This is a genomic window from Bradyrhizobium sp., assembly GCF_030697065.1.
Classification (GTDB): domain Bacteria; phylum Pseudomonadota; class Alphaproteobacteria; order Rhizobiales; family Xanthobacteraceae; genus Bradyrhizobium.
In genome coordinates this window covers 1-14,223 of the sequence record NZ_JAUYQU010000298.1, presented here as the reverse complement: position 1 = coordinate 14,223, position 14,223 = coordinate 1, and the positions used below count along the sequence as shown (strand labels likewise).

The 14,223-nt window shown below is 66.0% G+C and carries 11 protein-coding genes; 4 read left to right on the top strand and 7 right to left on the bottom strand.

What is annotated here, in order from left to right:
• A partial coding sequence (locus tag Q8R73_RS23760; RefSeq protein ID WP_305721986.1) for an enolase C-terminal domain-like protein occupies positions 1-1,027 on the top strand: 1,027 nt, incomplete at its 5' end.
• Positions 1,028-1,037: 10 nt separating this feature from the next.
• On the top strand, positions 1,038-2,336 hold the full coding sequence (locus tag Q8R73_RS23755; protein ID WP_305721985.1) for an adenylate/guanylate cyclase domain-containing protein: 1,299 nt from the start codon (positions 1,038-1,040) through the stop codon (positions 2,334-2,336).
• A gap of 107 nt (positions 2,337-2,443) precedes the next feature.
• Here the strand turns inward: Q8R73_RS23755 and murD are convergent, their stop codons facing one another.
• The 7 genes from murD to rsmH form a co-directional block, all read right to left on the bottom strand.
• Positions 2,444-3,844 carry a UDP-N-acetylmuramoyl-L-alanine--D-glutamate ligase gene (gene murD, locus Q8R73_RS23750; RefSeq protein WP_305721984.1) on the bottom strand — a complete coding sequence of 467 codons (1,401 nt, stop codon included), beginning with the start codon at positions 3,842-3,844 and terminating at the stop codon, positions 2,444-2,446.
• A 103-nt stretch (positions 3,845-3,947) separates the two neighbouring features.
• Entirely contained in the window at positions 3,948-5,054 is a 1,107-nt protein-coding gene (mraY, locus tag Q8R73_RS23745; RefSeq protein ID WP_305721983.1) for a phospho-N-acetylmuramoyl-pentapeptide-transferase, read from the bottom strand.
• Positions 5,055-5,064: 10 nt separating this feature from the next.
• On the bottom strand, positions 5,065-6,504 hold the full coding sequence (locus Q8R73_RS23740; protein WP_305721982.1) for a UDP-N-acetylmuramoylalanyl-D-glutamyl-2,6-diaminopimelate--D-alanyl-D-alanine ligase: 1,440 nt from the start codon (positions 6,502-6,504) through the stop codon (positions 5,065-5,067).
• Positions 6,501-7,955, bottom strand: a complete 1,455-nt coding sequence (locus Q8R73_RS23735) for a UDP-N-acetylmuramoyl-L-alanyl-D-glutamate--2,6-diaminopimelate ligase (protein WP_305721981.1) — start codon at positions 7,953-7,955, stop codon at positions 6,501-6,503. The genes Q8R73_RS23740 and Q8R73_RS23735 overlap by 4 nt, the downstream gene beginning before the upstream one ends.
• 107 nt (positions 7,956-8,062) lie before the next feature.
• Entirely contained in the window at positions 8,063-9,808 is a 1,746-nt protein-coding gene (locus tag Q8R73_RS23730; RefSeq protein ID WP_305721980.1) for a penicillin-binding protein 2, read from the bottom strand.
• Positions 9,805-10,197, bottom strand: coding sequence for a hypothetical protein (locus tag Q8R73_RS23725; RefSeq protein ID WP_305721979.1), 393 nt, complete (start codon positions 10,195-10,197; stop codon positions 9,805-9,807). The genes Q8R73_RS23730 and Q8R73_RS23725 overlap by 4 nt, the downstream gene beginning before the upstream one ends.
• Positions 10,198-10,199: 2 nt before the next feature.
• On the bottom strand, positions 10,200-11,195 hold the full coding sequence (rsmH, locus tag Q8R73_RS23720) for a 16S rRNA (cytosine(1402)-N(4))-methyltransferase RsmH (RefSeq protein WP_305721978.1): 996 nt from the start codon (positions 11,193-11,195) through the stop codon (positions 10,200-10,202).
• A 538-nt stretch (positions 11,196-11,733) separates the two neighbouring features.
• On the opposite strand from rsmH, the gene Q8R73_RS23715 reads away from it, so the two are divergent.
• Both Q8R73_RS23715 and Q8R73_RS23710 read left to right on the top strand, forming a co-directional pair.
• Complete coding sequence (locus Q8R73_RS23715) at positions 11,734-12,516, top strand: N-acetylmuramoyl-L-alanine amidase (RefSeq protein ID WP_371126159.1); 783 nt, start codon at positions 11,734-11,736, stop codon at positions 12,514-12,516.
• Between the two features lie 99 nt (positions 12,517-12,615).
• On the top strand, positions 12,616-14,223 hold a 1,608-nt coding region (locus tag Q8R73_RS23710), incomplete at its 3' end, for a heavy metal translocating P-type ATPase (RefSeq protein WP_305721976.1).

The following is a 14,223-nucleotide window of genomic DNA, read 5'->3' as shown; positions in this document are numbered from 1 at the left end:
GATCGTCTCGAAAGTCGGCCAGTTCGACGATTGGCCGATGATCTTGATCGACGTCTACACGCGCGACGGCGTCGTCGGACGCAGCTATGTCGAACCGTATCTGAAAGGAGCGCTGGAGTGCATCATGGCGCTCATTCGAACACTTGGCGCCGCGCTCATCGGAAAGCCAATTGCGCCGCTCGACGCTTTTCAGTCCAATCGCAGGTCACAGAACCTGATCGGATATGAAGGCATCGCCATGATCGCCTCATCCGGGATTGACATGGCAATCTGGGACGCATTGGCGAAGGCGGCAGGACTACCGCTGACGCGCCTGCTCGGCGGGACAGTCGGCCATGTGCCCGCCTACAACAGCAACGGGCTGTGGTTGACCGAGGTGTCGACCCTGGCGAAGGAGGCGGCGGAGCTCACCGCCGAAGGCGGCTTCAAGGCCCTGAAGCTTCGCCTCGGTCGCGACGACCTCGCTGCCGATCTCGATGCGATCAGCGAGGTGCGACAGGGCGCTGGCGCATCCGTCAACCTCATGGTCGACTTCAACCAAGGGCTTTCCCTGGGCGACGGGTTGGCGCGCTGTCATGCGCTCGACGACCAAGGTTTGTATTGGCTGGAGGAGCCGATCGCCTATGACAACCTGGCAGGTTACGCCCAATTGACGCATGAGCTGAAGACACCGGTGCAGTTGGGCGAGAACTTCTATGGGCCCCGTGAGCTCTACAAGGCAGTTCTCGCGCGCGCCGGCGACTACATGATGCCCGATCTGATGCGGATTGGAGGCGTGAGCGGTTGGCTGCGGTCCGTTCCGATCGCTGCAGCGGCCGGCATACAGGTCTCAACCCATCTGTATCCGGAATTCTCGGCACATCTGATGCGCGCTACCGAAACGGCGCACTGGCTAGAGTGGCAGGACTGGGCTGATCCGATCCTGAAGGATCCGTTCACGGTCAGGAACGGCCAGATCGAAATCCCCGAGCGCCCGGGCGCTGGTATTGAATGGGATGAAGCCGCCGTCAAACGATACGCGATCTGATCGAACAACAATGCGAAGGCTGGCTGCTGCCAAATTCAACGAGACGGCACGGACCCAGGACATGATCGTGCATCCAGAACACGAGTTTGCGGAGTGCAGAGCCGAGCGCGACCATGCGTCGGCTCAACAGGTGGCGACGACCGACATATTGCGGGTCATAAACTCCTCGCCTGGCGACCTGCCACCGGTCTTCATCACGATCCTCGATAACGCGTTGCGTCTCTGTGAGGCCGCATTCGGATTCGTGACTACGTATGACGGGGAATCCTTTGAACGCGCCGCTCAGCGGGGCGTGCCTGACGTCCTTGCTGCCTATTTCAGCAAAGGCATGGACCAGCCCCGGCCCGGAGACGCACACTGGCGACTGATCGCCGGCGAGGAGCTTATTCACAACCTGGATCAGATGGACGAGGAAGCCTATCGTCAGGGCAATCCGCTTCGCCGCGCGGTAGTAGACCTCGGCGGCGCCCGAAGCGCGCTCGTTGTCGCCCTTCGCAAGGACGATGTGTTGCTCGGAGCACTGACCGTCTATCGCAAGGAAGTTCGACCATTCTCCGAAAGGCAGATCGCGATTTTGCAGAACTTTGCGGCTCACGCAGTGATCGCAATTGAAATCGCTCGACTGCTCAGCGAACTGCGGGAACGTACCGAGGAAATCGGCCGCTGGAATCGCGAATTGGAGGTTCGTGTGGCCGCGCAGGTGGCAGAGATCGAGCGGATCGGCAAGTTGCGCAGGTTCCTGGCGCCCCAGTTGGCGGAACTGATCATTGCCCGCGGCGACGAAAGCATCCTCGAGAGTCACCGCCGCGAGATCGTAGTTGTCTTCTGCGACATTCGCGGCTTCACGGCCTTTGCCGAGCGCACCGAGCCAGAAGAGGTCATGGCTCTACTGCGTGACTACCATAGTGCCCTTGGACCGGTTGTCGCGCGCTTTGAGGGAACGCTGGATCACTATGGCGGCGACGGAATCATGGTGTTCTTTAATGACCCCTTGCCCACGCCCGAGCCAGCCAAGCGCGCGGTGGAAATGGCGGTGGTGATGCGGGAGACGGCGGCGGGAATAATTCAGGCCTGGCGCCGCCGCGGTCATATCATCGGCTTTGGGGTCGGCATTGCGCAAGGCTATGCCACGCTTGGTCAAATCGGCTTCGCCGAACGCATGGATTACACCGCCATCGGTACCGTTACGAATGTGGCTGCGCGACTGTGCGGCGAGGCGAAAGATGGACAGATCCTGGTGGGTCAGCGTGTCGCCGCGGCAGTCGAGGGCATCGTGGCACTCGAAGAGATCGGCCATCTGTCGTTGTAGGGGATGAGCCAGCCGACCATAGTCTACAACGTGATGAGATAGCCGGAGCCTCCGGCCAAGGACAACCACGATCTATCGGCGAAACGCACCCGGACCGGCTTGCGCCCTCACACCACCGGCCTGACGCCCTCCAGCGCTGTGACGAGGTCGCGGAACGCCGATCCGCGAATTTCGAAATTGCGGTACTGGTCGAACGACGCGCAGGCCGGCGAGAGCAGCACCACGGGATCGGCGAGGCCGGAGGCCTCGGCATCGCGCGCGGCGCTCGCGACAGCGACTTCGAGCGTTTGGGATATCTCGTGCGGCACGCGGTCGCCGAGCGTGGCGGAAAACTCCGGCGCCGCCTCCCCGATCAGATAGGCTTTTCGGATCCGCGGGAAATAATCGGCGAGACCGGCAATGCCGCCGAGTTTGGGCTTGCCGCCGGCGATCCAGAAAATGTCGCCGAACGACGACAGCGCATGTGCCGCGGCGTCCGCATTGGTGCCCTTGGAATCGTTGACGAACAGCACGTTGCCGCGGCGGCCGACCTGCTCCATGCGGTGGGCGAGGCCGGGAAAGCTGCGCAGGCCGTTCTGCAGGACTTCGGTGGAGATACCGAGCGCCAGCGCGCAGGCGGCGGCGCAGGCGGCATTTTGCGCGTTGTGCAGGCCGCGCAGCGAACCGATGCCGCCGATCCGCGCGATCTCGCTGCGGGCGCCGCCGGCGGCGCGCAGGATCACCTCGCGCTCGACATAGATGCCGTCCGCCAGCGGATTTTTCACGGAGATGCGCACCACGCGCTGGCCGGCCTGCTCGATCCGGTCGGCGGTATTGCGGCTCCAGCCGTCATCGACACCGACGATTGCGGTGCCCTGCGGCTGTACGCCCGCGACCAGGCGCTCCTTGACCGCGGCATAATGTTCCAGCGTGCCGTGGCGGTCGATATGGTCTTCGCTGACATTGAGCAGGATGCCGACGCTGGGATCAAGGCTCGGCGCGAGGTCGATCTGGTACGACGACATTTCGATGACGTGGACGCGGCCCATGCGCGGCGGCTCCAGCGACAGGATCGCGGTGCCGATATTGCCGCCCATCTGGGTATCGTAACCGGCGACATGCATCAGGTGTGCGATCAACGCCGTGGTGGTCGATTTGCCGTTGGTGCCGGTGATGGCGACGAACGGCGCGTCCGGCGCATGGCGCCGCCGCTCGCGGCAGAACAATTCGATATCGCCGATCACCTCGACGCCGGCCGCGCGCGCCATCAGCACCGACCAGTGCGGCTGCGGATGGGTAAGCGGCGCGCCGGGCGTCAGCACCAGCGCCGCGAAATTCGCCCACGACACCGTGCGCAGATCGGCGGTGATGAAACCGGCCTGCACCGCCTTGACGATATTGTCGGCGCTGTCGTCGCCGGCGATCACTTCCGCGCCGCCCGCCTTGAGGGCGTGGCAGCTCGCCAGCCCGGAGCCGCCGAGGCCGAACACCGCGACCGTCTTGCCGGCAAAGGATGTGACGGGGATCATAACGCCCCCGTCATTCCGGGGCGTGCGAAGCACGAACCCGGAATCTCGAGATTCCGGGTTGCCGCTTCGCGGCCCCCGGAATGACGGACGATCAGCACCCCCATCACCGCAGCTTCAGCGTGGAGAGGCCGGCCAGCGCCAGCATCACCGAGATGATCCAGAACCGGATCACGATCTGCGGTTCGGTCCAGCCTTTCTGTTCGAAATGGTGATGCAGCGGCGCCATCCGGAACACGCGCTTGCCGGTGAGCTTGAACGACACCACCTGCACGATCACCGAGACCGCCTCCAGCACGAACAACCCGCCGATCACCGCCAAGACGATCTCGTGCTTGACCGCGACCGCGGTCGCACCGAGCATGCCGCCGAGCGCGAGCGAGCCGGTATCGCCCATGAAGATCGATGCCGGCGGCGCGTTGAACCACAGGAATCCGAGCCCGGCGCCGAGCACCGCGCCGCACAGCACCGCCAGTTCGCCTGTGCCGGCGACATAGTTGATCTGCAAGTAGTCCGAGAACACCGCGTTGCCGGTCAGATAGGCGATCATCCCGAAACTCGCCGCCGCGATCATGACCGGCACGATGGCCAGGCCGTCGAGACCGTCGGTCAGGTTCACGGCATTGCCGGCGCCGACCATGACGAACGCGCCGAACAGCACGAAAAACACGCCCAGATTCAGCACGATGTCCTTGAAGAAGGGAATCACAAGGGAGGTCGAGAACGGGGCTTTTCCCAGCTGGGTCAGCGCGTAGCAGGCCGCCAGCGCGATCACCGCCTCGATCAGCAGCCGGATCTTGCCGGCGAAACCGCTATGCGACTGCTTTGTCACCTTCAGGTAGTCGTCGTAGAAGCCGACGAAACCGAAGCCGAGCGTCACCGCCAGCACGATCCAGACATAGGGATTGAGCGGGTTGGCCCACAGCACCGTGGAGACCACGACGCCGGACAGGATCATCAGGCCGCCCATGGTCGGCGTGCCCTTCTTGCTGATGAGGTGCGATGCCGGACCATCGGTGCGGATCGGCTGGCCCTTGCCCTGGCGGAGCCGCAAATGATCGATGATCCAGGGACCGAACAGGAAGACGAACAGCGCGCCGGTCACCATCGCCCCGCCGGTACGAAAGGTGATGTAGCGAAACACGTTCAGGAACGTGCGGAACACGCCAAGACCGGGAACCGTGGTGGAAAGATCAAGCAGCCAATAAAACATTCAATTCGCCCTATACCGCGGCGTCGTCATGCGCGGCCTTGCCGGGAAAGCGCGTTTCGAGCGCCGTTACAATCGGTTTCATCTTCGTGCCGAGCGACCCCTTGACCATGATCACGTCGCCGGCGCGAATCGCCGATATCACTTGGTCTGCGAGACTAGCCGAATTCTCCGCATAGCCGCCCCGTTTACCGGTGGAAAGCGCGTCCCACAAGTTGCGCATCAGCGGACCGCAGCAATATACCAGATCGACATTGTTGGCCTTGATGGCCTCATTCAGGCCGAGATGCAGCGCCGGGGCGGTCGGCCCCAGTTCGAGCATGTCGCCGAGCACCGCGATGCGCCGGCCTTGCGGACCGACCGCGGAACTGCCGAGCACGTTCAGCGCCGCCGCCATCGACGCCGGATTGGCGTTGTAGCTCTCGTCGATCAGCGTCGCCTCGCCGTTGCCGATTTCGAGCGCGCGGCGGGCGCCGCGGCCGACCGCCGGCTCGATCTGCGACAGCGACAGCGCCGCCAGCGCCAGATCGGCGCCTGCGAGGGAGGCTGCGGCCAGCACCGCCAGCGAGTTCATCGCCATATGGCGGCCGGGCATGCCGAGTTTGTAGGTGACGTCATGGCCGAGGATGTCGGCGTGCACGGCCGAGCGGTCCGGATGCAGCGCGACGTCGATCAGCCGCGCGTCGGATTTCGGGTCGGCGCCGAACGAAACGATCCGGTCGATGCCACGTTTCCTGGCGCTGCGCTGCAGGCGGTCGAATTGCGAATTGTCGCGGTTGAGAACGGCGGCGCCGCCGGGCTCGACGCCGGCAAAGATCTCCGCCTTGGCATCGGCGATCGCCTCGATGCCGGCGAAGAACTCCAGATGCACCGGCTCCACCGTGGTGATGACGGCGAGCTGCGGGCGTATCATCCTGACCAGGGTCTCGATCTCGCCGGCGTGATTCATCCCGACCTCGAAGATCGCGAACTTCACCTGTGACGGACAGCGCGCCAGCGACAGCGGCACGCCCCAATGGTTGTTGAACGACGACGCCGAGGCATGGGTCGGCCCTTGCGCTTCCAGCACACGCCGCAACGCCTCCTTGGTCGAGGTCTTGCCGACCGAGCCGGTGATGGCGATCACGCGGGCATCGAGCCGCGCGCGCGATGCAATCCCCAATGCGACGAGGCCGGCCAGCACATCGTCCACCACCAGCAGCGGCGCATCGGGCGGGAATCTGTCGCGCTGGGCGGTTTCGACCACCGCGCATGCGGCGCCTGCCTTCAGCGCGGCATCGACGAAGTCATGGCCGTCATGGACGTCGCCCTTGATCGAGAAATAGGCCTCCCCCGGCGCGATGGTGCGGCTGTCGATCGAGAGGCCCGTGATCGCTTCCGGCAATGCGCCCTGGATTTGCGCGCGCATCGCCTGCGCCATGGCGGAAGATGTCCACAATGGCACCGCGCTCATGCCACCCTCGATGCAAGTGCAGATGCCACCGCATCGTGATCGCTGAACGGCAGAGTGGTGCCACCGACGATCTGCCCGGTCTCGTGGCCCTTGCCGGCGATCAAGAGCGCGTCGCCCGGCTGCAGCGCCGCTATCGCCGATCGAATCGCCTCGGCGCGATCGCCGATCTCCGTAGCGCTTTTCGCCGCGGCCAAAATCGCCGCGCGAATAGATTGCGGATTCTCGCTGCGCGGATTGTCGTCGGTGACGATGACGCGGTCGGCATTCCCGGCGGCGATCGCGCCCATCAATGGTCGCTTGCCGGCGTCACGGTCGCCGCCGGCGCCGAACACCACCACCAGCCTGCGTCTGGCGTAAGGCCGCAGCGCCTGCAATGCCTTGGCCAGCGCATCGGGCTTGTGGGCGTAGTCGACGAAGATCGGCGCGCCGTTGTGCTCGGCGACACGTTCCAGCCGGCCTTTTGCCCCCTCCAGCCCTTCGAGCGCGGCGAACACCGCCATCGGCTCGCTGCCGGTGCCGATCGCGAGGCCCGCGGACACCAGCGCATTCTCGATCTGGAATTCGCCGACCAGCGGCAGCCGTACCTGATAATGGCAGCCGTGATGTTCGAGGGTCAGTTGCTGCGCGAAACCGTCGATGTCGGCCGCGACGAGGCGAATGCCCCCGCCGGCGCCGTCGCCCTTGTCACCGACCGCAATGATGCGCAATTTGCGTGCCCGCGCCGCATCGATCACCTGCTGCGAGCAATCGTGATCCGCCGAGATCACCGCGGCGCCATCGGCGACGACCAGGTCGAACAGCCGCAGCTTTGCGTTCAGATAATGCGCGACGTCAGGATGGTAGTCCATGTGGTCGCGCGAAAGATTGGTGAAGCCGCCGGCGGCGATGCGCACGCCGTCGAGGCGGTACTGGTCGAGCCCGTGCGACGAGGCCTCGAAGGCGAGATGGGTGACGCCCTCGCCTGCGATGTCGTCGAGCTGGCGGTGCAGCGCGATCGGATCCGGCGTGGTGAGCGAGCCGTAGACGGTGCGCTTCGGCGATACCAGCCCGATGGTGCCGATGCTGGCGGATTGGTGGCCGAGCCGCTGCCAGATCTGGCGCGTGAAGGCGGCGACCGAGGTCTTGCCGCTGGTGCCGGTGACCGCCGCGATGGTGTGCGGCTGCCGCGGATGGAATTTCGCCGCGGCCAGCGCCAGCGCGCGGCGCGGATTCGGCGTGACGACGAAGGGGACGCGGATGTCATCAGGCGGATGATCGCCGGCGATCGCCACCGCACCTGCCGCAACAGCGGATTCGATGAAGCGCGCTCCGTCGGTCTTGCTGCCGGCCAGCGCGAAGAACAGGTCGCCCGGCTTCACGCTGCGGCTGTCCATCGCCAGGCCAGACACCACGACCGCTTCAGCCTGCGGGGGAAGCCTGGCGTCATCGCTGAAGAGGTCGCGAAGTCTCATTATTTTCCAGTCCGGCCGGCGCAGGCGCCGCTTCTCGATCTGAAGTTTTCCAGGGAATTTGCGGCAGCCAAGTCAGGAACTTCGAATCGGACGGCAATGAATGAGCCTTACTGGCTTCCCTTCGATGCCGCAAGAATAAGGCGCTCGGACGGCGGCAGATCGAACCGCGGCTCGACCCCCAGAAGCGGGCCGATGCGGGCGATCACCTTGCCTCCGGTCGGCACCGCGTTCCAGCCCGACGTGATGAAGCCGTGGGTTTCCGGCAGCGGTTTCGGCTCGTCCAGCATGATCAGAATCTGGTACTGCGGATTGTCGGCCGGCATGATCGCGGTGAACGAGTTCAGCACCTGCTTCTTGGAATAGCGGCCGTTGACCACCTTTTCCGAGGTGCCGGTCTTGCCACCAACATAATAGCCCTTCACGTCGGCCTTCTTGGCGGTTCCGATCTCGGCGTTGAGCCGCATCAGATGGCGCATCTTGTCCGACGTCTCGGTCCTGACCACCTTCTTTGCCATCGCGCGGGCTTCCTCTTCCGAACGCTTGAGGAACGTCGGCGGGATCAGATAGCCGCCATTGATGACGGCGTTGATGCCCATCACCGCCTGCAGCGGCGCCACCGAAAGTCCGTGACCGAAGGCGATGGTGATGGTGTTGAGTTCGCCCCAGCGCCGCGGCACGATCGGCGACGTGCTCTCCGGCAGTTCGGTGCGCAGGCGGTCGAGCTGCCCCATCTTGCGCAGGAATGCCTTGTGCGCCTCGACGCCCTGCGACAGCGCAACGCGCGCCGCGCCGACGTTGGACGAGTAGGTAAAGACTTCCGACAGCGTGATCGCGCGGCCCAGCGGGTGGGTATCGTTGATGGCGAATTTGCCGTAACGCAGCGCGCCGCGGGCATCGAACAGGGTGTTGAGATTGGCCTTGCCGGAATCCAGCGCCATCGCCAGCGTCAGCGCCTTGAAGGTCGAACCCATCTCGTAGACGCCGGTGGTCAGGCGGTTGATGCGGTCGGGATCGTGCGCCTCCTTCGGATTGTTCGGATCGAAGTCGGGCACCGACACCATCGCGACGATCTCGCCGGTCTTGACGTTGGAGACGAGGCCGGATGCCGCCTTGGCCTTGTATTTTTCCTTGGCCTTGAGCAGTTCGTCGCGCAGCGCGTGCTGGACGCGCAGGTCGAGCGACAGTTCCACCGGCCGCTGCAGGCGATCGGTGGCGAAGCCGGCGCGGTGCAGATCGGCCAGACCGTTATTGTCGAGCCATTTCTCCATCCCGGCGATGCCCTGGTTGTCGATATTGACCAGGCCGATCAGATGCGCGACTTCGGCGCCGGTGGGATAGACCCGCTTGTTCTCGCGCAGGAAGCCGATGCCGGGAATGCCGAGGCGGTGAATGTCATGCTGCTGCTTCGGGGAGATTTCACGCTTCAGCCAGACGAAGCCCTTCTTCGACGCCAGCCGTTGACGGACTTCGCCGGTGTCGAGATCCGGCAGGGTCGCGGTGAGAAGCTCGATCGCCTCGTCCTGGTCGATGATCCGGCGCGGCTCGCCGAACAGGCTGGGCGACTTGACGTCGGTGGCGAGCACCGCGCCGTTGCGGTCGACGATGTCGGGCCGGGCAGTGGCGATGCGGTCCTGCGAGGCGGTGCGGCGCGCGGCGTGATTGTCGCCGGTGGCGATCATGACCAGCCTGCCGCCGATCACGGCATAGATCGCCACGAAAGCCAGGATGGCGAACCCGACGCGGGCGCGCGCCTTCGCGGCGCGGTCGACGTTGCGCCCGTACAGCAGGCTGCGGATCAGCCGCTGCCGCCACGGTTCCGCTGGCCTGACGGGGTTCGGCGCCAAATCGGTCATCGCTGAGCCTCCGGCGCCGGCACCGAGCCCGTGACAACAGCGGCATCGGCCGCGGCATCGATGGTCTCGAGCATTGCTCCGATCGGATCCGGATCGCCCGGCTTGAAGAAGCGCGGCGGCCGCTCGGGCAGGTTCTTCAGGGAATCATATTGCGTGGCGACCAGCGGCTTCAGCGGGAGATGGCGGTCCGCGAGGCCCTGCAGCCGCTCCGGCGCATCGAGCTTGGCCCATTCCGCGCGCAGGCGGGCGACGGCGTCGCGCTGCTCGCGGATTTCCGCATGCAGCCGCAGCACGCGCTCGGTGCGCGCGGTGGATTCCATCTTGATCCGGTAGACATAGGCTGCGGCGAATACCAGCGCGGCGATCACGAAGAGGTGGATGATGCGCATGGTCAGCCTCCCCTCATCACGTCGTGGAGATTGGGCCAGGCCGGCAACGCGGCGGCGGCATGCGCGGGGGCTTCGGTGCGCTCGGCGGCGCGCAGCTTGGCCGACCGCGCGCGCGGGTTGGCGGATACCTCGTCTCCCCCGGCCGTGACCGGGCGTTTGGTCAGGATGACGAAGCTCGGCGCGGCCTGGTTCATTTCCGGCAAATGTCGCGATCCGCCGCCAGCCCTCGCCCGCGCGACCAGGAAATTCTTGACGATACGGTCTTCCAGCGAATGGAACGACACCACCACCAGCCGGCCGCCCGGTTTCAGCACGCGTTCGGCGGCCGCCAGCGCCAGATGCAGTTCGTCGAGCTCTTCGTTGACGAAGATCCGCAAGGCCTGGAAGGTGCGGGTCGCGGGATGGATTTCACCCGGCTTCGGCCACACCACCGTCGCGACGATGTCGGCCAGCGCCTTGGTGGTTTCGATCGGCGCTTCCTTGCGGGCGGCGACGATGGCCTTGGCAACCGGGCGGGAATACCGCTCTTCGCCGAAAATATAGATGATGTTGGCGAGATCCGCCTCGGAGGCCGCGGCGATCACGTCGGCCGCGGTCGGGCCGTCATGGCCCATCCGCATGTCGAGCGGGCCGCTCTGGCGAAACGAGAAGCCGCGCCCGGCCTGGTCGAGCTGCATCGAGGACACCCCGACGTCCATCACCACGCCATCGACCTCGGAGATTCCCTGCGCGGCGCAGACTTCGGCGAGACGGGAGAAGCGGTCTTCCACCAGCACGAGCCGGCCGGCCGATCGATCCACCAGATCGAATCCGGCCGCAATGGCGGACCGGTCGCGGTCGATGCCGACCACGCGGGTTCCCGCGATATCGAGAATGGCCCGGCTGTAGCCGCCCGCCCCGAAGGTGGCGTCGAGATAAATTCCGCCGTCACGGGGGTCAAGCAGGTCGACCGCCTCGCGGCCGAGCACGGGGATATGACGCGGGCCAGCCGGATTCATGCCCCGGCTCCGGGGGCGGTCCGGGGTAAACGGCGGAAACTGGACGCGATCGGACCCATTGCGCCTCAAATGTCTGCGCTTCGCCGGACTTTTCCGGTCGGAAAGCCATTTCGAGCGATTCCCGATCCCGCCTGCCCGCCATCTCAAACCCTGATTTCCCGATGGAATTTGCTGGGCTGCCATGGGATCTCAAGTGCCGGGATTTCGCGCGTCGATGCGGCCTCGGCCGTCCCCAAACCGGTTCGGCTCTTCACCCCTCAGTAACGTCAGTTAGCGTTAAGAAAACGTTGATGGATTTGGGCGGATTTCGCCGCGGGTGATGCGCCCCGCACACACCCGGCGAAAATGCGAGGCCGCGGCCGGCTCGCGCATTGCGCCGGTGACATCGTAAAGGAATAGTAAACGCGGTTCCCCTTGAAGGCGCACTGTCGCCGTTCTCCTGCCCGGATTGATCTGTCCTATGCCGCCCGGTTCGTTCGCATCCAACGGTATTGATTCGAAGCGTCGCGCCGTCCCGCTGCCGAGGACCAACGCGAACATGAAGACCTTTACCCCGGATTCCTCAATCGCCTCCGACGTCATCCCGTCGGTGAATTTCGGCGAGCGGAACAAGGGCCGCCTGCCCGACATGATCGTGCTGCACTATACCGGGATGCCCGATGTCGAGGGCGCGATCGCGCAATTGTGCACGGCAGGCACCGACGTATCAGCGCATTACATCGTGCTGGAGGACGGCCGCATCGTGCAATGCGTCCCTGAAGCCAAGCGCGCCTGGCATGCCGGCGTGGCGGTCTGGGCCGGCGAGGAGGACATCAATTCCTGTTCCATCGGCGTCGAGATCGTCAATCGCGGCCATGACTGGGGCTATCCGGATTTTCCGCTGCGCCAGATCGCCGCCGTGATCGCGCTGTGCCGCGGCATCATGCTGCGCCGCCAGGTGCCGTCGCATCGCGTGCTCGCCCATTCCGACGTCGCCCCTTCCCGCAAGAAGGATCCCGGCGAGAAATTCCCCTGGCATTCGCTCGCCAATTCCGGCGTCGGCCACTGGGTGCAGCCGGCCCCGATCGTGCGCGGCGAAACCATGAAGCTCGGCAGCCTCGGCGACGACGTGCTCGGCCTGCAGCAGGCGCTGGCCAAATACGGCTACGGCATTCCGACGACAGGAAAATATGACGCGCCCACCATGGAAGCGGTCACCGCCTTCCAGCGTCACTTCCGCCCAGCCCGCGTCGACGGTGTCGCCGATCATTCGACGCTGGTGACCCTGCAGGCGCTGCTGGAAACATTGCCGGCCGAGGCCGTGGCCGTCGCGGCCAAGTAGCAGCAGGCCAATTCGGCCCGGCGATTGACCTTGCTCAAGCCGGGCGGCCGTGTTTTCGGCGACAAGTCGCGCCGGCGGGCATGAGCACGGAAATCAACGATGTCATTTGAGCGCATCCTGCGCTGGGCTCTGGTCGCGATCGCCATTACGGGGCTGACCGCGGGTATCCTCGCCTGGCTGGCCGGTCGGCCGGAACTGGCCGACCTCTGCTGGACGCTGGCGACCGCACCCGTGGTGGCGGGGCTGGCGGTCTCGATCGTCAGGGATTTCCTCGCGGGCCGGTTCGGCGTCGATGCGATCGCGCTGGTGTCGATGAGTGCGGCGCTGGCGCTCGGCCAGCCGCTGGCCGGCGCCGTGGTCGCGCTGATGTATTCCGGCGGCAATGTGCTGGAGGATATCGCGATCGCCCGCGCCGAGCACGATCTGCGCGCGCTGGTCGATCGCGCGCCGCGCGAGGCGCGCCGCCAGGTCGATGGCCGCATCGAGCAGGTGCCGGTCGACGCGGTGGCGATCGGCGACCGCCTGCTGGTGCATGCCGGCGAAGTCGTGCCGGTCGACGGCGTCGTCACTTCGGATGCCGCCGAGATCGACGAGTCCGCCCTGACGGGCGAGCCGATCCCGGTGGCGAAGGCGCGCGGCGGCGCCATCCTGTCCGGCGCCCTCAACGCCGGCGCGACCTTCGAGATGACGGTGACCGCGGTGGCCGGCGAAAGCACCTATGCCGGCATCGTCAAAATGGTCACCACGGCGCAGACCGCCAGGGCGCCGTTCGTGCGGCTGGCCGACCGCTACGCGCTGGTGTTCCTGCCGGTCACGCTGGCGCTGGCTTTCGTGGCGTGGTGGATTTCGGGCGATCCGTTGCGCAGCCTCGCGGTGCTGGTGGCGGCGACGCCGTGTCCGCTGATTCTGGCCGCGCCGGTCGCCTTCATCGCGGGCGTCGCCCGGGCGGCGCGGCGCGGCATTCTGGTCAAGGGCGGCGGCGCGCTGGAGGCATTGGCGCGGGCGCATACCGTGCTGTTCGACAAGACCGGCACGCTGACGGTCGGCGGCGCGCGGCTGTTGTCGGTCGAGGTGGCGCCGGGCGAGACCGCCGAAGAGGTGCTGCTGCTGGGCGCCTCGCTCGAACAGGCCTCGCATCATGTGGTCGCGGGCGCCATCGTTCAGGCCGGCACCGAGCGCGGCCTGCGCCTCAAGCTGCCCGAGCAGGTGCGGGAATCCATGGGCTCGGGCCTGCACGGCGTGGTCGAGGGACGGCGGGTCAGCGCCGGTTCGCGCGAATTCGTCCTCGCGGCTTCACAACCTCCGGAATGGGTTACGCGGGCGATCCGGCGCGCCTCGTGGCGATCGGCGCTGATCGTGTTCGTCGCCGTCGAGGGGCGGCCGATCGGCGCCTTGCTGCTGGCCGACGAACTTCGTTCCGATACGCCGCGCGCGATCCGGCTGCTGCGCGAGGCCGGCATCGCCCGCATCGTCATGGTCACCGGCGACCGCGCCGGCGCCGCGCAGGCGATCGGCGCCGCCCTCGATCTCGACGCGGTACTGGCCGAGCGCGCGCCCTCCGACAAGGTTGACGCGGTGCGTTCGGAGCAGCGGCTGCATCCGACCATCATGGTCGGGGACGGCATCAACGACGCCCCGGCGCTGGCGGCGGCCGACGTCGGGATCGCACTCGGCGCGCGCGGCGCCAGCGCCTCGTCGGAAGCCGCC